Origin of the sequence: uncultured Sphingomonas sp., assembly GCF_964244265.1 — a bacterium.
Lineage (GTDB): Bacteria > Pseudomonadota > Alphaproteobacteria > Sphingomonadales > Sphingomonadaceae > Sphingomonas.
The window spans coordinates 47,402-68,223 of the sequence record NZ_CAXTHV010000011.1 but is presented as its reverse complement, the minus strand read 5'-3'; the positions used below and the strand labels follow the sequence as shown (position 1 = coordinate 68,223).

The window sequence follows — 20,822 nt, the reverse complement described above, 5'->3', positions numbered from 1 at the left end:
ACAAGGGCTTGATGGAAATTCGTTCGACCACCACGCCCTCGGCCGCACCGGCCGCACCGGCCGCACCGGCCGCACCGGCCGCACCGGCCGCACCGGCCGCACCGTTGGGCGGCCCGCTGCTCGTCGCCGGCCTGACCGGCATCGTCGCGGCAGGCCTGGTGCTGTACCTGGTCCACGACCTCATCGTGGCGGGGGCGTTCCTGGCCGCGATGCTCGGGGTCGCCGGCGCGATGATCGTATGGGCCAGGGTGATGCCCCGCGCCGCCGCCGCGCCGCTGGCGGTTGACTGGAGCGTCGCTCGGGCGTTGGCTGGTATAAGCGACGATGCGGTCGCGGTCACCGACCATAGCGGGCATCTGGTATGCGCCAACCAACGCTATCGGTCGCGGTTCGGCGGTTATCCGACGCCCCCCGCTTTGGCACTCGACGGCCGCGGGGCCGCCGACCTGGCGCTCGCCGGGCGCAATGCGTGGCGCGACGGTATGGCCGAACTGCCGCGGCTGGTCGTGCGCGGCGCGCCGCTGGCGGTCCGTATCGAGCGTGCGGGCGATGACGAGGACATCCTGGTCTGGCGGTTCCGCGATGCCGAAACGCTGGACCTGGCGGTGTCGGCCCAGGCGCTGATCGCGGGGCCGATGGGGGAACGGCTGGCGGCGGCGGGGGTGATGGCGGCTCTTATTTCGCCGGATGGCCGCTTGCTGGCCGCCAATCGCGTGCTGAGGGCGCGGTCGATGGGGCATGAGGAAAGCGCCGTCGTCGGCCGCGACTTCGCCCGGTTTCTCACCAGCGACCATCACGGACAGATTCGCTTCGAGCGCGAGGGACAGGACGGCACGCCGCTGCGCCTCATCCAGCTGCCCTTCCTGGAGGGCGACGATGCCCCAATCCTGATCGCGCTGCTCGACGAGGACGAGCGCGGCCAACCCCTCGCCGGCGGCAACGCCGTCCCCATCGACGCACTGGTGTCGATGTTGCCCGTCGGCATCGCGCTGGTCGATCGCGACGGCCGGGTGATAAACCTGAATGACGCCTTCGCCCGCGCCGCCCACGTCGATCCGGCGCATCCTCCGCTCTATCCTGGCGACCTTCTGGTCCGCGAGGACAAGGCGGCGGTGGCCGATGCCATCCGCCGTTTCGCTAACGGCGCGACCCACAGCATGGACATGGCCGTCCGGCTGAAGGGCCACCCCGACGAACCCGTCGCGCTGACCATTGCGGGAGCTCGGGGATTGGGAGAGGCGGCGGTGCTGCTGAGCCTGAAGGACAATGGCGAGGAGACGCGGCTCAAGCGCGAAGTCGCGCAAGCGACGAAAATGCAGGCAGTCGGACAGCTGGCTGGCGGCGTCGCGCACGATTTCAATAACATCCTGACCGCGATCATCGGCCATTGCGACCTGATGCTGATGCGCCATTCGCCGGGCGACAGCGACTATGACGACATCCAGCAGATTCGCGCCAACTCAAACCGCGCGGCGAATTTAACGCGCCATCTGCTTGCCTTTTCGCGTCAGCAGACGCTGCGCCCTCAGGTCCTGCAGCTGCCCGACGTGATCTCCGAGGTATCGAACCTGCTCACACGCCTGATGGGCGAGACGGTCAAGCTGGAGGTGCGCCACGGGCGCAACCTGGGGCCCGTCCGCGCCGATCCGGGCCAGCTCGAACAGGTCGTTGTCAACCTGGCGGTGAATGCCCGCGACGCGATGCTCAGCAAGGAGCCCAACGGCGGCGGCACGCTTACCATTACCTCGCGGGCGGTCCCGGCGGCCGAGGTGCGCAAGATGGCCGACGGGTCGCTGCCCGTCGCCTTGCCGATCGCCGATTACGCCGCAATGGAGATCAGCGATACCGGCATGGGTATCTCGCCCGACATCCTGGGCAAGATCTTCGAGCCGTTCTTCACCACCAAGGAGGTCGGCAAGGGCACCGGGCTGGGACTGTCCACCGTCTATGGCATCGTCAAGCAGTCAGGCGGGTATATCTTCGCTGATTCCAGGCCGGGGCAGGGCGCGACCTTCACCATCTATTTCCCGGTTCACACCGCGGAATTGCCCGTGTTGGGCAAGCCTGCGGCGACAGCCAAGGACAAGCCCGGCGACCTTTGGGGAACGGGAACCATCCTGTTGGTCGAGGACGAGAACATGGTCCGCACGGTCGCCGAACGCGCGCTGGCGCGGCAGGGTTATTCCGTGCTGACCGCCGAACATGGCGAGGCCGCGCTCGAACTCCTCGCCCGATCGCCGCGTCCTGACCTGTTGATCTCGGACGTGGTCATGCCGACGATGGATGGGCCGACGATGGTCCGCCACGCCCGCGAGCGCTATCCGGACCTGCCGATCCTGTTCATGTCGGGCTATGCCGAGGAGCAATTGCGCAAGTCGATCGACCTGGACAACGTCGCTTTCCTGCCCAAGCCGTTTTCGGTCCAGCAGCTCGCGGAGGCGGCTCGGGGTGTGTTGGCCCATTTAGATATTGGCGGAGGGGGCGGAGCCTGACAGAAGCGGGCAATGCCGTTTCCCCAGCGTATTCTGATCGTCGAGGACGAGCCGTTGATCGCGATGCTGCTGGAAGATTTCCTGGAGGCGCTCGATCGCACGCATGTCGCGACGTGCGACACCGTCGCCGGCGCGCTCGCGACGATCACCGGCGAGGCGATCGACGCCGCAATCCTCGACGTGAACCTGAGCGGGGGCGAGAAGTCCTGGCCCGTGGCCGACGCGCTCGCCGCCCGAGGCATTCCCTTCATCCTGTCGAGCGGCGGTTCCGAAGCCGTCGACGCGCATCGCGATGCGCCGCGGCTCGCCAAGCCCTATACGATGGACGGCGTCGAACGGGCGCTGGCGGGGCTTGGCTGAGGAAAGGATGCCGCCTTCGGCGCCGCTCTAATCGGCCGCCCCCAGGCCGACCGCCGACCAATCGCCACGTTCGTCGGGATAGAACCAATATTTATAGCCGACCGGCACCGTCTTGACGGCGTCGCCCCAGGTCTCCCGGCGAGTATAGCGGACGGTCACCTCGGCATAGCTGCCGCAACGGATGCGGTTGGCGAACTGGTCGGCGCCGGCGACCAGCGACGGTCCGATGTCGACGGTCTGAAAATCGAGCACGAGCGCCTGCGGCCTGCTGGAACTGCCGTCGAGCAGGCCCTGTTCGGCGGAATCGATATAGCCGGTGACGACCTGTCGCGTCAGCGCGCCCTTGGCCGGCGCGCAATCGACCAGGCCCTGGCCCACGGGAGCCGCCGCGCCCGGCGCGGCGCTCGCCACCGCATTGCCGTCGGTCCCGCCGCATCCCGCCATCAGGCCCAGGACGGCCAACGATGTCACCCTGATCGTCATTCCATCCCCCCGCTATCGAGCAAAGCTAACCGCCCGGACCGGAAGGCGTCAACCCGCAGCCCTGGCCAGCCCGCGCGACAGCTGGAGCGCGCCGTTCAGCCGCGCCGCCGGATCGGCCCAGGCGCGCGCGATCACCAGCTTGCTGTCGGGGCGCAGCTTGGCCACGCCGTTCAGCCGGTCGACATAGGCGAGCAGTCCCTCGACATTGGGCGGCTTGTCGTCGTGGAAGCTGACGAGTGCGCCCCGGGCCCCGACATCGATCTTGGCGACACAGGCCTTGCGCGCGTTGAGCTTGATCTCGATCACCTTGACCAGGTTGGCGGTGGGATCCGGCAGGGCGCCGAAGCGGTCGATCATCTCGGCGGCGAAGGCCTCGATCCCCGCCTGGTCATCGAGATCGTTGAGCCGGCGGTACAGCCCCATGCGCAGGTCGAGGTCGGGGACATAATCCTCGGGGATCATGATCGCCGCGTCGACCGTGATCTGCGGCGAGAAGTCGCGCGGCCGCGCCGCCAGCCCGCCGGCCCGGGCGTCCATGATCGCCTCCTCCAGCATCGACTGATAGAGTTCGTAGCCGACCTCGCGAATGTGCCCCGACTGCTCGTCGCCGAGCAGGTTGCCGGCGCCGCGAATGTCCAGGTCGTGGCTCGCCAGCTGGAACCCCGCGCCGATCGTGTCGAGATCGCTCAGCACCTTCAGCCGCTTTTCGGCGGTCTCGGTCACGATCCGGTTGGGCGGCGTCGTCATATAGGCATAAGCGCGTGTCTTCGACCGGCCCACGCGGCCCCGGAGCTGATAAAGCTGGGCCAGGCCGAACCGGTCGGCGCGGTGGACGATCATCGTGTTGGCCGACGGGATGTCCAGCCCGCTTTCGACGATGGTCGTCGATACCAGCACCTCGAACTTCCGGTCGTAGAACGCGCTCATCCGTTCCTCGACCTGGCTGGGCGCCATCTGGCCATGCGCCACGACATAGCGCACTTCGGGCACCTGCCGGGTCAGGAACTCCTCGATATCGGGCAGGTCCTTGATCCGGGGCGTCACGAAGAAGCTCTGGCCGCCGCGATAATGTTCGCGCAGCAATGCCTCGCGCAGCACGACCGGATCCCACGGGATGACATAGGTCCGTATCGCCAGGCGATCGACCGGCGGGGTCTGGATGACCGACAATTCGCGCAGGCCGCTCATCGCCATCTGCAGCGTTCGCGGGATCGGGGTCGCGGTCAGCGTGAGGACGTGGACGTCGGTCTTCAACGCCTTCAGCCGTTCCTTGTGGGTGACGCCGAAACGCTGTTCCTCGTCGACGACGACCAGCCCCAGCCGCTTGAACTCGACCGATTTGGCCAGGATCGCGTGCGTGCCGATGACGATGTCGACAATACCGCTGGCCAGCCCATCGCGCACGCTCCTTGCCTCGGCTGCCCCGACCAGCCGCGACAGGCGGCCGATCTTGAGCGGAAAACCTTCGAAACGCGCGACGAAATTGTTGTAATGCTGGCGCGCGAGCAGCGTCGTGGGGGCGACCACGGCGACCTGCACCCCGGCCATTGCCGCGACGAACGCGGCGCGCAACGCGACCTCGGTCTTGCCGAAACCAACGTCGCCGACGATCAGCCGGTCCATCGGCTTGCCTGCCGCCAGATCGTCGAGCGCGTCGCGGATCGCGCAATCCTGGTCCTCGGTTTCCTGATAGGGAAAGCGATCGACAAAGGCGGGGTAGCCCGCGGCATCGGGTTCGGCGACATCGGCGTGGCGCAGCGCACGCTGGGCGGCAGTGGCAATCAAGTCGCCGGCGATCTCGCGGATGCGTTCCTTCATGCGGCTCTTGCGCCGCTGCCACGCCTCGCCGCCCAGCCGGTCGAGCGTGCCTCCCTCGTCGCCACCATAGCGCGTCAGGACCTCGAGATTCTCGACCGGCACGTAGAGCTTGTCGCCGCCGGCATAGGTCAGCGCAACGCAATCGTGGGGGGCCTTCTGCACCGGAATTTGGGTCAGCCCTTCATAGCGGCCGATGCCGTGATCGGCGTGGACCACCAGGTCGCCGGGCGACAGGGTCGCGAGTTCCGCGAGGAAGGCATCGGCCGATTTCCGGCGGCGAATGCGGCGGACCAGCCGGTCGCCAAGCATGTCCTGTTCGGTCAGCAGCGCGACATCGGGCGCGATGAAGCCATGATCGAGCGGCAGGACGACGATCGCCGCTCCTCGCGGCGCAGTCGCCTGCGCCTGCTGCCAGCTGTCGACCAGCGCCAGGCCGTCCGCGCCATGGTCCCTCAGCAACCCGGCCAGCCGATCGCGCGATCCCGTGGAATAGCTGGCCAGGATCGGTTTGCGGCCGTCCTTGCGCAGCTGGTCAAGATGCTCGACGACCGCGTCATAGATGTTGACGCCCTGCGCCCGCTCGGGGGCGAAGTCGCGGGGCCCGTCGACCTCGAAATTGATCACCGTCGCGCTCGGCGGTTCATGGAACGGCGTTGTCAGATGCGCGCGGCATGCGCTCAGCCACCGGGCATAATCGTCGCTTGTCAGGTATAGCGCGTCGGCCGGCAGCGGTCGATAGCTGCCGGGATCGGACGACTGCGCCTTGACGCGATTGGCGTGATAGTCGGTGACGGATTCGAGCCGTTGCTCGGCCGCCTGCGCGGCGCCGCTGTCGCGCAGCACCAGCGCGTCGCCACCGATATGGTCGAACAACGTCTCCAGCCGCTCCTCGAACAGCGGCAGCCAATGCTCCATGCCCGCCAGCCGGCGTCCCTCGCTGATCGCCTGGTACAGGGGATCGCCGGTCGCGGTCGCGCCGAAGATCTCTCGATAGCGGGTACGGAAACGCTTGATCGAGTCGCTGTCGAGCAGTGCCTCCGATGCCGGCAACAGCGTGACGGCGTCGACCCGCCCGGTCGTCCGCTGGTCGGCGGGATCGAACGTGCGGACGCTTTCGATCTCGTCACCGAAGAAGTCGAGCCGCAGCGCCTGATCCTCCCCGCTCGGGAACAGGTCGACCAGCCCGCCGCGAACGGCGAACTCGCCCTGATCGTGGACGGTGTCGGTCCGCATATAGCCGTTGGCAGCCAGCAAGGCCGCGACGCGGTCGCGCCCGATCCGCTCGCCGGGGGCGAGCCGCGCGACCAGCTGGCGGATGCGGAACGAGGTCAGCGTCCGCTGGATCGCGGCATTGGCGGTGGTGACCAGCAATTGGGGACCGGCGGGTCTTGCCTGCAGCCGGTGAAGCGTGGCCAGCCGCTCGGCCATGATCCGCAAGGTCGGCGAGGCACGGTCGTAAGGCAGGCAATCCCAGGCGGGATAGGTCAGCACCTCAAGCTCGGGCGCGAAGAAGCCGATGGTCGCGGCGATGCTGCGCATTTCCGCCTCGTCGGAGGCGATCAACACCGCCCGCGACGGCGCTGCGCGCGCGAGGTCGGCGAGCAGCACCGGCAGGAACCCCGCAGGCACGCCGGCCAGGGTAAGCGGAGCCTGGGCCGAGAGGATTTGGCGCGGGTCGGTCATTCTTTTGGAGTCTCTTTGAAAACGTGCCGAGGGCACGTTTTGGCACCGCACAGAAGCTCGCTCTTTCGCGAGTTTCCGTACTGACTCTTGGCACCCTCCTCGACAGGAAAGCGGGTCATCGCGCGATCGGTACGTAGGTCAGCGTTGCGAACGCCTCCATCATCGGCCCCTGCCAGCGGTCGGGCACCGCCTGCACGCTCATCGCCCAGGCCATGATGTCGACGTCCTGTTCCTCGATGAATGCTTCGAACCATGCCATCTCGGCATCGTTCCAGCCCGCCGAATGAGCGTCGAAGAACCCGCCGACCATCAGGTCGGCCTCCTTGACGCCGCGGTGCCAGGCGCGGAAGCGCAGACGCTTCAGGCGGATGTCGCGATCCATGGATTCGGTGCCTTCCGGTCAACGCCGATCGGCCGGCGGTGCCCTGGGGCAACCGTCGGCGCTTGTTCAATCACGGTGCCAGCACCGCCACGTTTCAGCTTGGGCTGAAACATAGTAATCGCCAGATAGCCATGCGCCCCGATATCCTCAACCCGTTGTTTGCCGAGGTCACCGCGCTGAAGGGCGTGGGGCCAGGCCTGGCCAGGCCGCTCGAGCGCCTGGGGCTGGCACGCGTGGTGGACGTGGCGTTCCATCTGCCGACCGGGTTCGTCGACCGCATACCGCGCGTCGAGCTCGACATGGCCGATGCCGGCCGGACGATTTCGATCACGCTGACCCCGCGCGAGTTCCGGGCGAGCGCGGGGCGCGGGCCAACCCGGGTCCAGGCGACCGACGCCCGCGGCAATTACGTCAGCCTGGTCTATTTCGGCGGGTCGTCGGGCTGGGTGCGCAAGCTGCTCCCGCTCGGCGAGCCGCGCGGCGTATCGGGCAAGCTGGAGCAATATGGCCAGGAATTGCAGATCATCCACCCCGACCTCGCCGATGCCGGAGAAGGCTTTCGCGCGCGCGAGGCGATCTATCCCCTGTCCGAGGGGCTGACCTCGCGACGGCTGGGCGCGATGGTGCAGCAGGCGATCGAGCGTGCGCCCGAGCTTCCCGAGTGGATCGAGCCGGGGCTTAAGGCCGCACGCGGCTGGCCCGATTGGCGTGACGCCCTGGTCCGTGCCCATGCCGATTCGGGCGACACCGCGGCGCGCGACCGGCTCGCTTATGACGAGCTGTTCGCCAACCAGCTCGCGCTGGCGCTGGTCCGCGCGTCATCACGCGCGCGGCGCGGCCGGGCGTTGCAGGGGGACGGCCGGCTGCGCGACGCGCTCAGCCTGCCTTATGCGCCGACCGCGGCACAGACCCGCGCGATCCGCGAGGTCGAGGGCGACCTTGCCCAGTCGGCGCCGATGCTGCGGCTGCTGCAAGGCGATGTCGGATCGGGCAAGACCCTGGTGGCGACGATGGCGTTGCTCGCCGCGGTCGAAGCGGGCGCGCAGGGCGCGTTGCTGGCGCCGACCGAGATCCTGGCTCGGCAGCATTACGACACGCTCCGGCGCATCCTGGCGGGACTGCCGGTGACGGTGGCGGCGCTGACCGGGCGCGACAAGGGCAGGGCGCGCGAATCGACGTTAATGGGGCTGGCTTCGGGCGAGATCGACATCCTGGTGGGCACGCACGCCATCTTTCAGGAAGCGGTCGGCTACAAGCAGCTCGGGCTGGTCGTGGTCGACGAGCAGCATCGCTTCGGGGTCGCCCAACGCATGCTGCTCCAGGCCAAGAGCGAGCGCCCGCCCCATTTGCTGGCGATGACCGCGACGCCGATCCCGCGCACCCTGACCCTGGCGCAATATGGCGAGATGGACGTCAGCCGGCTCGACGAGATGCCCCCCGGGCGCCAGCCGATCGAGACGTTGGTGATGGCCGAGGAACGGCTGGCGGAGATCGTCGCCGCGCTTGGCCGTCATCTCGATGCCGGCGGCCAGGCTTATTGGGTGTGCCCGCTGGTCGAGGAAAGCGCGACCTCCGACCTGGCCGCCGCGGAAGCGCGCGCGACGGCGCTCAGGACCAGGTTCGGGGACCGCGTCGGGCTGGTCCATGGCCGGATGAAACCCGCCGACAAGGAGGCAGTGATGGCGCGGTTCGCCGGCGGCGACCTGGGCGTGCTGGTCGCGACGACGGTTATAGAGGTCGGTGTCGACGTCGCCAACGCGACGCTGATCGTCATCGAACATGCCGACCGCTTCGGCCTGGCGCAGCTGCACCAGCTGCGCGGGCGGGTGGGGCGGGGGAGCGCGCTGTCACGCTGCCTGCTGGTGCGCGGCACTGCGTTGAGCGAGACATCGCGGGCGCGGCTGGCGCTGATGCGCGCGACCAATGACGGCTTTCGCATCGCCGAGGAGGACCTGCGGCTGCGCGGCGCCGGCGAACTGCTCGGTACCCGGCAATCGGGCGAGGCGATGTTCCGGCTGGCCGCCGCCGACCAGCTCGGCGAACTGTTGCCGGTGGCGAATGACGACACACGATTGCTGATCGACCGCGACGGCGGGCTGGCCGGGCCGCGCGGGCGGGCGGCGCGGGTGGCGCTGTATCTGTTCGATCGTGACGCCGGGGTGGCGTTGCTGCGATCGGGCTGACACGCTTTCAGCGGCCGCGCACGAGCACCGACAGCAGGTCGTAATAGCTGGCCAGCTCGATCGGCCGGTCGAGCTCGCAGCCGATTCGTCCCCCGAGCGACCAGCGTAGCTCGGCCGTGACCATGCCGATGACGGGGAGGGTGATGATCAGGCGTTCGCCGACCGCCAGCTGCGCCTCGCTGCGCGCCATCAGGCCCTGAGCGGAGAGGTTGACGATCAGCAGATCGACGATCCGCCCGCCCGCGGCCGTGCCGCGCGTGCGATAATGCACCTCGTCGCGCGCCGCCACGCGCTTGTCATAGGCGGATCCAGCCGCGGCCATGCGATCCTTCCCCTGTTGCCGCCACGTCTATGGCGACGACGTGAAGAGGCGGAAAAAAAACATGTTTAACGAGCAGTTGCCGTCATCTACGCGGGCGCTGCAACCCACCGGAATCGCTGACCTTCAACCCGGCGGCAGCGCTACCAGCCCGTGAAGCTTCTTGCCCGCCGAAACGCGGACGGGCGGATCGCCCGGCGTGATGATCGCATCCTCGCCGACCTTGTCCCCGGCGATGCGCGCACCGCCGCCGGCGATCAGGCGCCGCGCCTCGCCCTTCGACGCGCAAAAGCCCAGCCCGACCAGCGCATCGACGATACCGATCGGTGCAGCGGTCGCCAGCATCGGCAGCCTGTCGCCGGCCGCGCCCTCCTCGAAGGTCCTCCGCGCAGTCTCCGCGGCGTCGCGCGCGGCCTGTTCGCCGCGACACATTGCCGTCGCCTCGTTGGCCAGGACGATCTTCGCCTGGTTGATCTCGGCCCCTTCGAGCATCTCCAGCCGGGCGATCTCGTCAAGCGGCAGGTCGGTAAACAGCCGGAGCCACCGCCCGACATCCCGATCATCGGTGTTCCGCCAGAATTGCCAATAGTCATAATGCGGCAATTGGTCCTCGTGCAGCCATACCGCGCCCGATACCGTCTTGCCCATCTTCGATCCGTCGGCGTTGGTGATCAGCGGCGTGGTGACCGCATACAGATCCGTCCCGTCGACACGGCGGCCGAGATCGACGCCGTTGACGATGTTACCCCATTGATCGGACCCGCCCATCTGCAACCGGCAGCCGAACCGCCGGGACAGTTCGAGGAAGTCGTAGCCTTGCAGGATCATGTAGTTGAATTCGAGGAAGGACAGCGATTGCTCGCGGTCGAGCCGCAGCCTGACCGAGTCGAATCCAAGCATCCGATTGACCGAGAAATGCCGGCCGATGTCGCGCAGAAACGGCAGGTATTCGAGCTTGTCCAGCCACTCGGCATTGTCGACCATCACCGCGTCGGTCTGGCCCCCCTCTTTACCTTCGGGTGCGAAGGTCAGGAAACGTTCGAAGATACGGCGGATCGAGGCAATGTTGGCAGTGATGGTCTCCGCGCCCAGCAGCTTGCGCGCCTCGTCCTTGAAGCTGGGATCGCCGACCTTGCTCGTCCCGCCGCCCATCAGCACGATCGGCTTGTGCCCCGATTGCTGCAGCCGGCGCAGCAGCATGATCTGCACCAGGCTGCCGACATGGAGCGACGGCGCGGTGGCGTCGAACCCGATATAGCCGGGAACGATCTGTGCCGTGGCTAGCGCATCGAGCCCGGCAGCGTCGCTCAGCTGATGGATATAGCCGCGCTCGTCGAGCAGGCAAAGCAGGGGCGAGGAATAATCGGGCATGATCGCGCGGCGGGTAGCAAGGATCGCCTGCATCGTCACCCCGGCGCGCGGCGCGCGAAGTTATTTAAACGCAAGCCGTGTTCTACACCGCAAACAGACTCTCAGCGATATAGGGCCGTAAGCAGCTCCAGCGACTCGCGATGCGTCAGGTCCATATGGAGCGGCGTCAGCGTGATATAGTCCAAGGCGATCGCCTCGAGATCGGTATCGGCGACCGGTGTGTGCGGCACCTTGCCGAGCCCCATCCAATAATAGGCAAAGCCGCGCGGATCGTCGCGCCGTACGACCTTTTGCCGGCCATAGTCGCGCAATCCCTGATGAACGACGCGGATGCCCTTGACCTCGAGTGAGTCGACCGGCGGGAAATTGACGTTGATCAGCGTCCCCGGTGCCCATCGAGCATCGAGCAGGGGTCGCAGCACGCGCTCTCCCCATTGCTCCGCGGCGCCGAAATCGACGTCGTCGCCGGCCGCCGCCTCGCGATAGCGCTGGCTGAGCGCGATCGCGCGGATGCCCGCCAGCGTGCCTTCCATCGCCGCGCCGACGGTGCCCGAATAGAATACGTCCTCGCCGAGGTTGGCGCCGCGATTGACGCCGGACATGATGAGGTCGGGGCGGTGGTCCTTCATCACCTCGCCCAAGGCCATCATCACCGCGTCGGTCGGCGTGCCGCTGACCGAAAAGCGGCGATCGTCGAACCGGCGCAGCCGGACCGGCTGCGACAGCGTCAACGATCGGCCCTTGCCCGATTGCTCGTCGGCGGGCGCCACGATCCACACGTCGTCGCTGAAAGTCCGCGCCAGCCTTTCCAGCACGGCGAGACCCTTGGCATGGATGCCGTCGTCATTGCACAGCAGGATGCGCATCATGCGGGTTCCAGCCGGTCGGCGCCGCCCAGATACGGCAACAACACGGTCGGCACCGCGACCGATCCGTCGGCCTGCTGGTAATTTTCCAGCACCGCAACCAGCGTCCGCCCGACCGCCAGCCCCGATCCGTTGAGTGTATGGACGAACCGCGTCGCCTTTTCGCCGGTCGGGCGATAGCGCGCGTTCATCCGCCGCGCCTGGAAGTCGGTGCAGGTCGAACAACTTGAAATCTCGCGATACCGTGCCTGGCCGGGCAGCCAGACTTCGAGGTCATAGGTACGCGCGGCGGTGAACCCCATGTCGCCGGTGCACAATTTCATCCGGCGGAACGGCAATTCCAGCGCGGCGAGGATGCCTTCCGCGCATTGCGTCATCCGCTCGTGCTCGGCCTCCGATCGGTCGGGCGTGGTGATCGAGACCATCTCGCACTTTTCGAACTGGTGCTGGCGGATGAAGCCGCGCGTGTCGCGACCGGCGGCGCCCGCTTCGGACCGGAAGCACGGCGTCAGCGCGGTCAGCCGCAGCGGCAGCTCGTCCTCGGCCAGGATCGATTCGCGGACGATATTGGTCAGCGACACCTCGGCGGTGGGGATCAGCCAATGGCCTTCGGTGGTACGGAACATGTCGTCCGCCGCCTTGGGCAGCTGGCCGGTGCCGAACACGATTTCGTCGCGCACCAGCAGCGGCGGCACAACCAATTCATAGCCGTGCCGGCCGGTCAGCCGGTCGATCATCAGCTGGCCCAGGGCGCGGTGCAGCCGGGCTGCGGCACCCCGAACCAACGTGAAGCGTGCCCCGGACAGGGCCACGCCCCGAGAAAAATCGAGGCCCAGCGCCGGGCCGATCGCGTCATGCTCCCGGGCCTCGAAGGTGAAGGCAGGCGGCTCGCCATGGGTGGCGACCAGCGCATTTTCCTCTTCGTCGGCACCATCAGGAACGTCGGCCAGAGGCAGATTGGGCAGGATCGCAAGCCGCGCGTCGAGCGCCGTCGCCAATTCCCGCTCCTCCGCTTCCAACGTGGGCAGGCGCGCCTTCAGCCCGGCGACCTCGGCCATCAATGCCGCCGCGACGCCCTCGTCCTTTGCTGTCCGGGCCGCCCCGATCGCCTTGGATGCCTCGTTGCGGCGTGCCTGCCCCAGTTGAAGCTCGGTGGCGGTCGCGCGACGGCGTTCGTCGAGCGCGATCAGCCCGGCGGCGATCGGGGCAACGCCGCGGCGCGCGAGTGCCGTATCGAACCCGGCGGGATCGTTGCGGATCAGGCGGATGTCGTGCATTGCCGGCCTATGGCGGCGCCGACCCCGCCGCGCAACCCGCGCGCCGTGCGACCTGGACCCGGCACGACGCGGTGCGTGCCGCCGGCAGGTCAGGCGGCGATCGTCGTTCGCCTTGCCAGCCGCTTGCGCGCCACCAACGCGGCAGCAGCGCCGCCGAACAGGAAGATCATCGGCGGCGCCGGCACCGGGGCGGGCGGGCCGCCGGTCGATCCGGTGCTTCCCGAGCTGCCGGTCGAGCTGTAGCCGCCATTGGACGACCAGCCCCCGTTCGAGCTCCAGCCCTTGCTCGACGAGCCATAGCTGGAGGACGATGTCGAGGTCGAGCTGCTCGAACCGTTGGAGGAACTCGACGTCGACGATGCGACGTTTCCCGACGAGGACGACGACGATGAGGATGAGGATGAGGATGAAGATGAGGTAGACGACGAGACGTTGCCGCTGGAGCTCGACGACGATGAAACGTCGCCGCTGGATGCGGACGAGACATTGCCCGAGGACGACGACGAGACGGCGCCGCTCGATCCGCCCGAGGCCGACGAGACGTTGCCCGACGAGGAGGAAGAGGTGCTCCCCGACGAGAACCCGCCGGTCGAACTCGATGTCGACGATCCCCCGGTTGAGGTCGACGACCCGCCGGTGGATGTCGAGGAAGACGACCCGCCCGACCCGCCGCTGGAGGTCGAGGTCGATCCGCCGCTGGTCGACGATGTCGAGGAAATCACCACGCTGCCGCCGCTCGACCCGCCCCCGCCGCCGAAGCCCCCGACGAAAAATCCGCCACCGCCAAAGCCGCCGCTGCCGCCGACCACGGTCGAAAAGCCACCACCGCCGCCGACCACCGGCACCTCGCCGCTGGAGCCGACGCCCGCATAAGCAGGGGGCAGGGGGATTGGCGTGCCGGCGGTCGTCACCGTGACGACCGCCGGCGGGCAGGACGCCGTCGTCCGCGTGACGACCCGGCGCACGCCGGTCCGGCGGGCCGCCGAAGCCACCGTGGTACGGCGCACCACGCGCTTCTTGTAGGTCTTGGCGTAACCCGAGCGGGCGCTTGAGCCCTCCGCGACCTTGACCGCGCCGCCGCCGACAATGGCGCCGCCGCAAGCGCAAGCGCAAAGTTTTGCCATGGCCATCCGCACAGACATCGCGTCACTCTCTCGTTTATTCGGCTCCACAACCGCGAAGTCGATGTGATCCTGTCGCAGCTGAGGAACCGCTATCGCGGCATGGACGAAACAAACTGTTAATTTCAATTGCGTTAACCAGCATTATAGTCTTCATCATCAACTTTCCGCTAATTATTGGCTTCGCTGCATAGTTAACGTTTCATTGTTGTACACTGATGCGCGTCGCCCCCTGTTATGCGAGCGCCGGCGACCGGCAGGACGCATCGCCTCCCAAAAGCGTATATCGTCAATTGCTTGTGGAGCAGTCGCCGCGTGGCTATACGCCCGCTCGCATCGGGTGCGTAATCGGCGTGGGGGAACGCTTTGTACGGTGACGGAGGAGTGGGGATGGCGACGGCTTTGAACCGCGTGGATGGCGGGGGCAGCAGCAGGAGTAGCGGCATCGTCGAGGCCGATGGCTATCGACCCGCCGCGGACGAGCCGTTCATGAACGCACGGCAGCAAGCGTATTTTCGTGACAAGCTATTGAAATGGAAAGAAGCCATTTTCAAGGAAGCGGAGGCCACATTGTCGCAATTGCAGGTCGAGTCGCTGCGCGAGGCCGACCTGACCGATCGCGCATCGAGCGAAACCGATTGGTCGATCGAACTGCGCACGCGCGACCGCCAACGCAAGCTCATCTCGAAGATCGACGCGGCGCTGCGCCGGATCGACGAAGGCGAATATGGCTATTGCGAGGTGACCGGCGAGCCGATCTCGCTCGGTCGGCTGGAGGCCCGTCCGATCGCGACGATGACGGTCGAGGCGCAGGAACGCCACGAACGCCATGAAAAGATCAGCCGCGAGGATTGATGCCAACGCGGGGTTAACGCTTTCGACAAGAATTTACGTTTACGCTGCTACCGCACGGATCACCTCTCGAGCGGACGATGGATCAGCTTACCCCAAACCCTTTTGCTGAGATATCCGACAACGACGCGGCGCTGCGTCGCCAGGAGTCGCGCGACAGCCTGTTGCTCACCGCTCAGTTTCGCCTGGTCGACGGCGAGGACGTTATCCAGGTCCGCATCCGGAACCTGTCGGCGGGTGGACTGATGGCTGAATATGCCGGCGTCGCGGATGTCGGTACGGCGGTCAGAATCGGGGTACGCGGCGTCGGCTGGGTTTCGGGCCGGATCGCCTGGGTCACCGCCGGCCGAATCGGCATTGCATTCGATCATCTGATCGACCCGAAGCTGGCTCGCCAGCCGGTGGGACGGGCCAAGCGGGCCGCGCCGCCAACGATTATCGCACCGCCGCGCTGATTGGTACAGCAAGGGCCGACGACGACGGACAACGCGCCGCGCCGTCCGTCCCGGCATTGACGCTAACAGGCGGCTATCGCCTCCTTCACCCGTAATTTCTGCTTCTTGAGGTCCGCCAGGATACGCGTATCAGGAAGCGGCCGCTGTCGTTCGGCATCGATCTGCCGATCGAGCACCATGTGCTTGGTTTCCAGGGCCGAGAGGTGCGAGTTCTGCATCGAAGCTCCTCCTGTAGTGCGTTGGGGGGACATCGAGTAGATCACGTTCCGATCATACTCGCCACCGATTTTGCTTGCGATTCGACGCGTTGCATTGTTTTGGCGACGATCGGTTGATTGCGACCACGCGGCGTGGATGGTGGGTGGTGGACGAAGCGGAGATCGCCAAGCGGCTTGACCTTCTACGGACCGACCATCGCGATCTCGACGCGGCGCTGGCCGCGCTGATCGCGACCGGATCGGCCGATCAGTTGCGCATCGCGCGCCTGAAGAAGCGCAAGCTGCTGTTGAAGGACGAGATCGCGATGCTCGAGGACCAGCTGATTCCCGATATCATCGCCTGATTGCCTTTTCCCGGGACAAGAGCGGCCATGGCGATCTGCCCCGCGAACCGTTATGGCATCGTCGCGGGATCGCAGAGGGCGCAATGGAATCGGGCATATTTCGGCGTGTGGTGGATTCGCTTTATACCGAGGCGATGCTGCTCGCCGACGAGGCGCGCTCGTATTTCGACGTGGGCGGTCGCGCCGAGCGTGATGCTTTGGCCCCGCTGGCCCGGGTGACCTTCTCCTGCGAATCGCTGAAGGTGACGACCCGGTTGATGCACGTCATCGCCTGGCTGCTGACACAACGTGCGGTTAACACCGGTGAGTTGTCGCCGCGTGATGCCCTGGATCCGTCGCGCCGGCTGGGCGATGCGCCGATGACCGAGGACGATGTGCTTGCCGCCATGCCGGGCGACGCACGCCGGGTGATCCTCGCCAGCCTCGACCTTCACTGTCGCGTGGCGCGGCTGGAGACGGCGCAGGCCGAGCCGGTCATCGACCACAGCCCCGTGCAGCTCCTGCAGGCCCGGTTGGCCATGGCGTTCTGATCGTCGGTCAGGCGCCGGTGATCGCCGCCGCGGCCAGCGCGCCGATTGCCGCATGGACCGGATTGCGCGCCAGCGGCTCCCCGCGGCCACCGGTAATATAGCAGGCCAGAAAGGCAGGGTGCGTCCGCTCGCGCCCGGGCGGCCACAGCAAGGCGACCTCATTATTGCTGCCATGATCGCCCGCGCCGGTCTTGTCCCCGATCGACCAGCCGGCGGGCAAGCCTTTCTTCAGCCGCTCGCCGCCGGTCCGATTGGCCGTCAGCCAGTCGATCAGGATCTGTCTCGATGCGGGACGCAGCACGTTGCCCGCCGCAAGCCCGTGGAGATTGGCCACCATTTGCGCCGGAGTGCTGGTATCGCGCGGGTCGCCCGGAACTGCTTCGTTCAGGTCGGTTTCGATGCGGTCCAGCCGCGTCAGCCGGTCGCCGATCGAGCGCTGATGACGGGTCAGTCCGGCCGGCCCGCCAAGGGTTGCCAGCAGCAGGTTGGCCGCGGCATTGTCGCTCTGCGTAACCATCGCCTCGCACAATGTGCGGACGGGCAGGGCGCCCTCGGCATGATCACTGCTCACCGGAGAGTTGGCGATGATCGCCGCCCGGGGGATCGTCACCATGCGGTCGAGCGACTCCAGTCCGCGGTCCACGCGGTACAGCACCTGTCCCGCCAGGAGCAGCTTGAACGTGCTGCACATCGGGAAGCGCTCGTCCGCGCGTCGGCCGGCCGCCAGCCGTTGCGGCGGGTCGACCAGCCATACGCCGATTCGCGCCCCGGCGCCGAGCGTCCGCTCAAGCGCCGCCACGCCGGCGATGAACGATGCGGCACGCGACATCGCCGCCGCCGGCAGCAGCGCCGCCGCGCCCCCCGCGACGAACCGGCGACGCGAGAGCATCACAGGCGCAACCTCCCCGGTGCCGCGGCATAGAGTGCCGGACGCACGTTTCGCGACAGTGGCGCCCGGAGCGGCACGGGATCCCGGACCAGGTCATGCAGAAAACGGATCACTGCCCGGATGCGCGGCATCTGGCGCAGATCGGCATGGACCGTGAGCCAATAGGTTCGCGGTTCGTTGATTTCATCTGGAAGGATACGAACGAGACCCGGGGTGAAGCCGGTTGCGAACCCATGCAGCATCCCCAGGCCCATCCCCGCCTGAACCGCGCTATGCTGCGAGATGATCGAGCTACTGCGGAACACCACATGCGGAGCATCGACGATCTGCGTCAGCGACCCGTGATCCTCGCTTTCCAGCAAGTCCTCGATATAGCCCACGAACCGGTGGCTCTGGAGCTCGTCAATCGAGGCTGGGGCGCCATATCGGTCGATATAGGCCTGGCTGCCATAAAGCCCCATGCTCATGTCGGCCAGCTTGTTGATGAACATTCGTCCACGTCGCGGACGCACGGTAGATACGACTAGATCCGCGTCGCGGCGTCCCAGGCTGACGGTGCGCGATTCGGGAATCATCTCGATGCTGATGTCGGCATGGTTCGCCTGCATCCGATGCAGGTTGGGCGTGACGAGGAAACAGCCGAACGCTTCCGGCACCGCGATGCGCACCGTTCCGGACAGCAGCGCCTCATGCCCGGCGACGCAGGCCATCAGCAGGTTCGTCTCCTGCTCGATTCGTTCGGCATGGACGAGCAGTTCGGCGCCTTTGCTGGTCAGCGTGATGCCCTGAGGCGAGCGATCGAACAATCGTGTCCCGATTTCCTGCTCGAACGCACTCATCTGCCGGGCGACAGTGCTGTGGTTCAACTTCAGCCGCGCGGCGGCCGCGCTTAGCCGTCCCGTACGCGCGACGTGGAGGAAGACGCGCAGGCGATCCCAGTCGAGATCGCTCATGCCGACCGCCAAAGGCTCGAGAGGTATGACATAGTCAGGCAGGGCTACGCCCTGCCATTCCAATTGTCATCAAATGCGCGGCCGTAAGACGGCTTGCTGTCGGCAACGGCCATGGGAAAGTCCGCGCACGTCAAGATCGTGATGCGGGTTGCCCGCAAACCCGCGCCGCGCGTTCCGGCGCAGACTCTCAGGCATGCGCGCCCGGCGACATCGGCAGGCCGCTGACGCCCCGAACGTTGGCGACAATGTCACGCCTCGCCCGTTCGCGATGGACCTTGTGGTCGGGAAAGCGCGCGAACATTTCCTCAAGCGCGATGCGCAGCTCGACGCGAGCAAGGTGGATGCCAAGGCATTTGTGGATGCCGAAGCCGAAATGGATCGCGCGGGTATCGAGTTTGCGGTCGAGGTCCACGCGGTCGGCATCGGCAAAGGCGGTTTCGTCGCGTGTCGCCGATCCGTTGACCAGCATGACCATGTCGCCCTTGGGAATGGTGACGCCGTGCAGCGTGACGTCGCATGCGGCCGCGCGGCCCTGGAACTGTGAAGGCGCATCCCAGCGGAGCAGCTCCTCGACCGCGTGACCGATGCGCGCGGGTCGGGCGGTGATCTTGGCGCGTTCGTCGGGGAACTCGTCTAGCGCGAGCAACGCGTTGGGAATGGCCTTGGCGACGGTCTCATGCCCTGCCGACGCGAGTTCGGAGAAATGATAGGCGATTTCCTCGTTGGTGAAGCGATGGACCGCGCCGACTTCGTCGGTTACGGCCATGTCGATCAGCGCGGTGATCATATCCTCGCGCGGGTGGCGGCGCCGGGCCTCGATCAGCTCGAGATAGATGGCGCGCCGCCTAACGTGCGACTCGCGTATCATCTCCATGCTGCCATCCTCGCCGCGCAACAGCGAGCGCGACGTCCAATGGTGGATTTCAGCCCGGTATTCCGGCGGGATGTCGATCAGTTCGCTAATCACGTCGAGCGGCAGTCGCACCGTGAAATCCTTGAATATGTCGACTTCCTCGTGGTCGGCGAGCGCCTCGATCAACTCGATCGCGCGCGCGCGGATGAACGGTTCGAGCCGGGCCATCCGCCTGCTGCTGAACACCTTGACCGCCAGCGCCTTGTGCCAGCTGTGATCGGGCGGATCGCGGGTGATGAGGTAGGGGAGACCCTTGCCCATCCGCTCGATGGTTACGCCCTCGCTGCTGATGAAGCGGCGGTGGTCGCGGAATGCCGCCAGCACGTCGTCATAGCGCGTCAACGCCCAGAACTGGCGTTCCTCGTTGTGATAGACCGGCGCTTCGGCGCGCAGCCGGCGATAGGTGGGATAGGGATCGTCGGTATGTTGGCGGCTATAGGGATCAAAATGGACCATGAGACTCATTCCCAGCGTGTCTTGGCATTTTCATAGCCCGGTTGCGCAGGGGCGCCGATCGCGGCAATCTGGCGGGCATGTACCTTTTCGAGCGCTGCGCGCACGTTGGGGTGGGTGATGATGAATGGGGCATTGTCGCGCACGCCCTCGACGATCGCGGCGGCGACGTAGCGTGCATCCATCCCCATGCCGACAGTCATGTTGGAGCGGGTAAGGCCGGGCGCCACCACCGTCACGCCGACGCCCGACGGCGCGAGCTCGATCCGCAGGATTCCGCTCAGGCCGACGACGCCGAATTTGGCGGCGCCGTAATCGCCCAGCATCGCCATCGGCACGAGCCCGGCCTCGGAAGCGATGTTGACGATGTGGCCGTATCCGCGTGCGCGCATGTTCGCCCCGAAGGTGCGCACGCCATAGAACACGCCGCTCAGGTTGGTGGCGATGCGCGTTTCGAAATCGGCAACGGGCATATCGAGGATCGACGACATGCCGGGCGGCAAGGCGGCGCCGTTGACGAGCAGGTCCACCGCGCCGAACCGCGCCTCCGCCTCTTGCTTCGCGCGTGCCCATTCAGCGAAGGAGGACACGTCCATGACGATGCCGAGTACCGGCCCGTCGAATGTCGTCACCGTCGCGTCCAGCCGCTCGCGATGGATGTCGGCGAGCACGACGTTCATTCCCCGGCGCGCGCAGATCCGTCCGATCTCCAGCCCGATTCCCCCACCGCCACCGGTGACGAACAGCGTCTTCAGGTCGTCGATCGGCATGCTTTGTCCATTTGCCGGTGAACGCGCCGCATTGCGCTGCGATCGATGCCTGTCCCAGGCGCGTCAACGGTCGAGATTGCCATGCCCCGG

Annotated in this window: 21 protein-coding genes; 9 read left to right on the top strand and 12 right to left on the bottom strand. The window is 66.8% G+C overall.

Going from position 1 to position 20,822, the window contains the following annotated elements; genetic code table 11:
• Nucleotides 1-11 precede the first annotated feature (11 nt).
• Both ACFE7K_RS06470 and ACFE7K_RS06465 read left to right on the top strand, forming a co-directional pair.
• Entirely contained in the window at nucleotides 12-2,492 is a 2,481-nt protein-coding gene (locus tag ACFE7K_RS06470; protein WP_375397356.1) for a response regulator, read from the top strand.
• A gap of 12 nt (nucleotides 2,493-2,504) precedes the next feature.
• Nucleotides 2,505-2,852, top strand: a complete 348-nt coding sequence (locus tag ACFE7K_RS06465; protein WP_375397355.1) for a response regulator — start codon at nucleotides 2,505-2,507, stop codon at nucleotides 2,850-2,852.
• A 27-nt stretch (nucleotides 2,853-2,879) separates the two neighbouring features.
• Here ACFE7K_RS06465 and ACFE7K_RS06460 read toward each other — a convergent pair whose 3' ends face one another.
• The 3 genes from ACFE7K_RS06460 to ACFE7K_RS06450 all read right to left on the bottom strand — a co-directional run bounded on the left by ACFE7K_RS06460 (nucleotide 2,880) and on the right by ACFE7K_RS06450 (nucleotide 7,218).
• Nucleotides 2,880-3,323, bottom strand: coding sequence for a hypothetical protein (locus tag ACFE7K_RS06460; protein WP_375397354.1), 444 nt, complete (start codon nucleotides 3,321-3,323; stop codon nucleotides 2,880-2,882).
• A gap of 60 nt (nucleotides 3,324-3,383) precedes the next feature.
• Nucleotides 3,384-6,836, bottom strand: a complete 3,453-nt coding sequence (gene mfd / locus ACFE7K_RS06455; protein WP_375397353.1) for a transcription-repair coupling factor — start codon at nucleotides 6,834-6,836, stop codon at nucleotides 3,384-3,386.
• A gap of 115 nt (nucleotides 6,837-6,951) precedes the next feature.
• Nucleotides 6,952-7,218 carry a succinate dehydrogenase assembly factor 2 gene (locus tag ACFE7K_RS06450; protein ID WP_375397352.1) on the bottom strand — a complete coding sequence of 89 codons (267 nt, stop codon included), beginning with the start codon at nucleotides 7,216-7,218 and terminating at the stop codon, nucleotides 6,952-6,954.
• Between the two features lie 131 nt (nucleotides 7,219-7,349).
• Here ACFE7K_RS06450 and recG point away from each other — a divergent pair, with 131 nt between their 5' ends.
• Nucleotides 7,350-9,401 carry an ATP-dependent DNA helicase RecG gene (gene recG / locus ACFE7K_RS06445; protein ID WP_375397351.1) on the top strand — a complete coding sequence of 684 codons (2,052 nt, stop codon included), beginning with the start codon at nucleotides 7,350-7,352 and terminating at the stop codon, nucleotides 9,399-9,401.
• A gap of 7 nt (nucleotides 9,402-9,408) precedes the next feature.
• Here recG and ACFE7K_RS06440 read toward each other — a convergent pair whose 3' ends face one another.
• The 4 genes from ACFE7K_RS06440 to serS all read right to left on the bottom strand — a co-directional run bounded on the left by ACFE7K_RS06440 (nucleotide 9,409) and on the right by serS (nucleotide 13,234).
• Nucleotides 9,409-9,723: a PilZ domain-containing protein gene (locus ACFE7K_RS06440; protein ID WP_375397350.1), complete on the bottom strand. Its 315-nt coding sequence runs from the start codon at nucleotides 9,721-9,723 to the stop codon at nucleotides 9,409-9,411.
• A gap of 123 nt (nucleotides 9,724-9,846) precedes the next feature.
• Entirely contained in the window at nucleotides 9,847-11,091 is a 1,245-nt protein-coding gene (gene tyrS, locus ACFE7K_RS06435; protein ID WP_375397379.1) for a tyrosine--tRNA ligase, read from the bottom strand.
• Between the two features lie 101 nt (nucleotides 11,092-11,192).
• On the bottom strand, nucleotides 11,193-11,957 hold the full coding sequence (gene surE, locus ACFE7K_RS06430) for a 5'/3'-nucleotidase SurE (protein WP_375397378.1): 765 nt from the start codon (nucleotides 11,955-11,957) through the stop codon (nucleotides 11,193-11,195).
• Complete coding sequence (gene serS, locus ACFE7K_RS06425) at nucleotides 11,957-13,234, bottom strand: serine--tRNA ligase (RefSeq protein ID WP_375397349.1); 1,278 nt, start codon at nucleotides 13,232-13,234, stop codon at nucleotides 11,957-11,959. The genes surE and serS overlap by 1 nt, the downstream gene beginning before the upstream one ends.
• Nucleotides 13,235-13,243: 9 nt before the next feature.
• On the opposite strand from serS, the gene ACFE7K_RS06420 reads away from it, so the two are divergent.
• The 4 genes from ACFE7K_RS06420 to ACFE7K_RS06405 all read left to right on the top strand — a co-directional run bounded on the left by ACFE7K_RS06420 (nucleotide 13,244) and on the right by ACFE7K_RS06405 (nucleotide 15,662).
• Nucleotides 13,244-13,477 carry a hypothetical protein gene (locus tag ACFE7K_RS06420; RefSeq protein ID WP_375397348.1) on the top strand — a complete coding sequence of 78 codons (234 nt, stop codon included), beginning with the start codon at nucleotides 13,244-13,246 and terminating at the stop codon, nucleotides 13,475-13,477.
• A 93-nt stretch (nucleotides 13,478-13,570) separates the two neighbouring features.
• On the top strand, nucleotides 13,571-14,107 hold the full coding sequence (locus tag ACFE7K_RS06415; protein ID WP_375397347.1) for a hypothetical protein: 537 nt from the start codon (nucleotides 13,571-13,573) through the stop codon (nucleotides 14,105-14,107).
• Nucleotides 14,108-14,745: 638 nt separating this feature from the next.
• Nucleotides 14,746-15,210 (top strand): RNA polymerase-binding protein DksA, encoded by a 465-nt coding sequence (dksA, locus tag ACFE7K_RS06410; protein ID WP_375397346.1) that lies wholly within the window; start codon nucleotides 14,746-14,748, stop codon nucleotides 15,208-15,210.
• Nucleotides 15,211-15,287: 77 nt separating this feature from the next.
• Nucleotides 15,288-15,662, top strand: a complete 375-nt coding sequence (locus ACFE7K_RS06405) for a PilZ domain-containing protein (protein ID WP_375397345.1) — start codon at nucleotides 15,288-15,290, stop codon at nucleotides 15,660-15,662.
• Nucleotides 15,663-15,724: 62 nt separating this feature from the next.
• Here ACFE7K_RS06405 and ACFE7K_RS06400 read toward each other — a convergent pair whose 3' ends face one another.
• Nucleotides 15,725-15,880 carry a YdcH family protein gene (locus ACFE7K_RS06400; protein ID WP_375397344.1) on the bottom strand — a complete coding sequence of 52 codons (156 nt, stop codon included), beginning with the start codon at nucleotides 15,878-15,880 and terminating at the stop codon, nucleotides 15,725-15,727.
• A gap of 146 nt (nucleotides 15,881-16,026) precedes the next feature.
• On the opposite strand from ACFE7K_RS06400, the gene ACFE7K_RS06395 reads away from it, so the two are divergent.
• Nucleotides 16,027-16,224, top strand: a complete 198-nt coding sequence (locus tag ACFE7K_RS06395) for a DUF465 domain-containing protein (RefSeq protein WP_375397377.1) — start codon at nucleotides 16,027-16,029, stop codon at nucleotides 16,222-16,224.
• Nucleotides 16,225-16,307: 83 nt separating this feature from the next.
• A complete protein-coding gene (locus ACFE7K_RS06390) occupies nucleotides 16,308-16,754 on the top strand; it encodes a DUF1465 family protein (protein WP_375397343.1) in 447 nt (148 codons plus the stop codon).
• A 7-nt stretch (nucleotides 16,755-16,761) separates the two neighbouring features.
• On the opposite strand, the gene bla is transcribed toward ACFE7K_RS06390, so the two are convergent.
• The 4 genes from bla to ACFE7K_RS06370 all read right to left on the bottom strand — a co-directional run bounded on the left by bla (nucleotide 16,762) and on the right by ACFE7K_RS06370 (nucleotide 20,732).
• Entirely contained in the window at nucleotides 16,762-17,643 is an 882-nt protein-coding gene (gene bla / locus ACFE7K_RS06385; protein WP_375397342.1) for a class A beta-lactamase, read from the bottom strand.
• On the bottom strand, nucleotides 17,643-18,596 hold the full coding sequence (locus ACFE7K_RS06380; RefSeq protein WP_375397341.1) for a LysR family transcriptional regulator: 954 nt from the start codon (nucleotides 18,594-18,596) through the stop codon (nucleotides 17,643-17,645). Before ACFE7K_RS06380 ends, bla begins: the two co-directional genes overlap by 1 nt.
• 187 nt (nucleotides 18,597-18,783) lie before the next feature.
• Nucleotides 18,784-19,974, bottom strand: a complete 1,191-nt coding sequence (locus tag ACFE7K_RS06375) for a cytochrome P450 (protein WP_375397340.1) — start codon at nucleotides 19,972-19,974, stop codon at nucleotides 18,784-18,786.
• Nucleotides 19,971-20,732, bottom strand: coding sequence for an SDR family oxidoreductase (locus tag ACFE7K_RS06370; RefSeq protein ID WP_375397339.1), 762 nt, complete (start codon nucleotides 20,730-20,732; stop codon nucleotides 19,971-19,973). The genes ACFE7K_RS06375 and ACFE7K_RS06370 overlap by 4 nt, the downstream gene beginning before the upstream one ends.
• Nucleotides 20,733-20,822 lie beyond the last annotated feature (90 nt).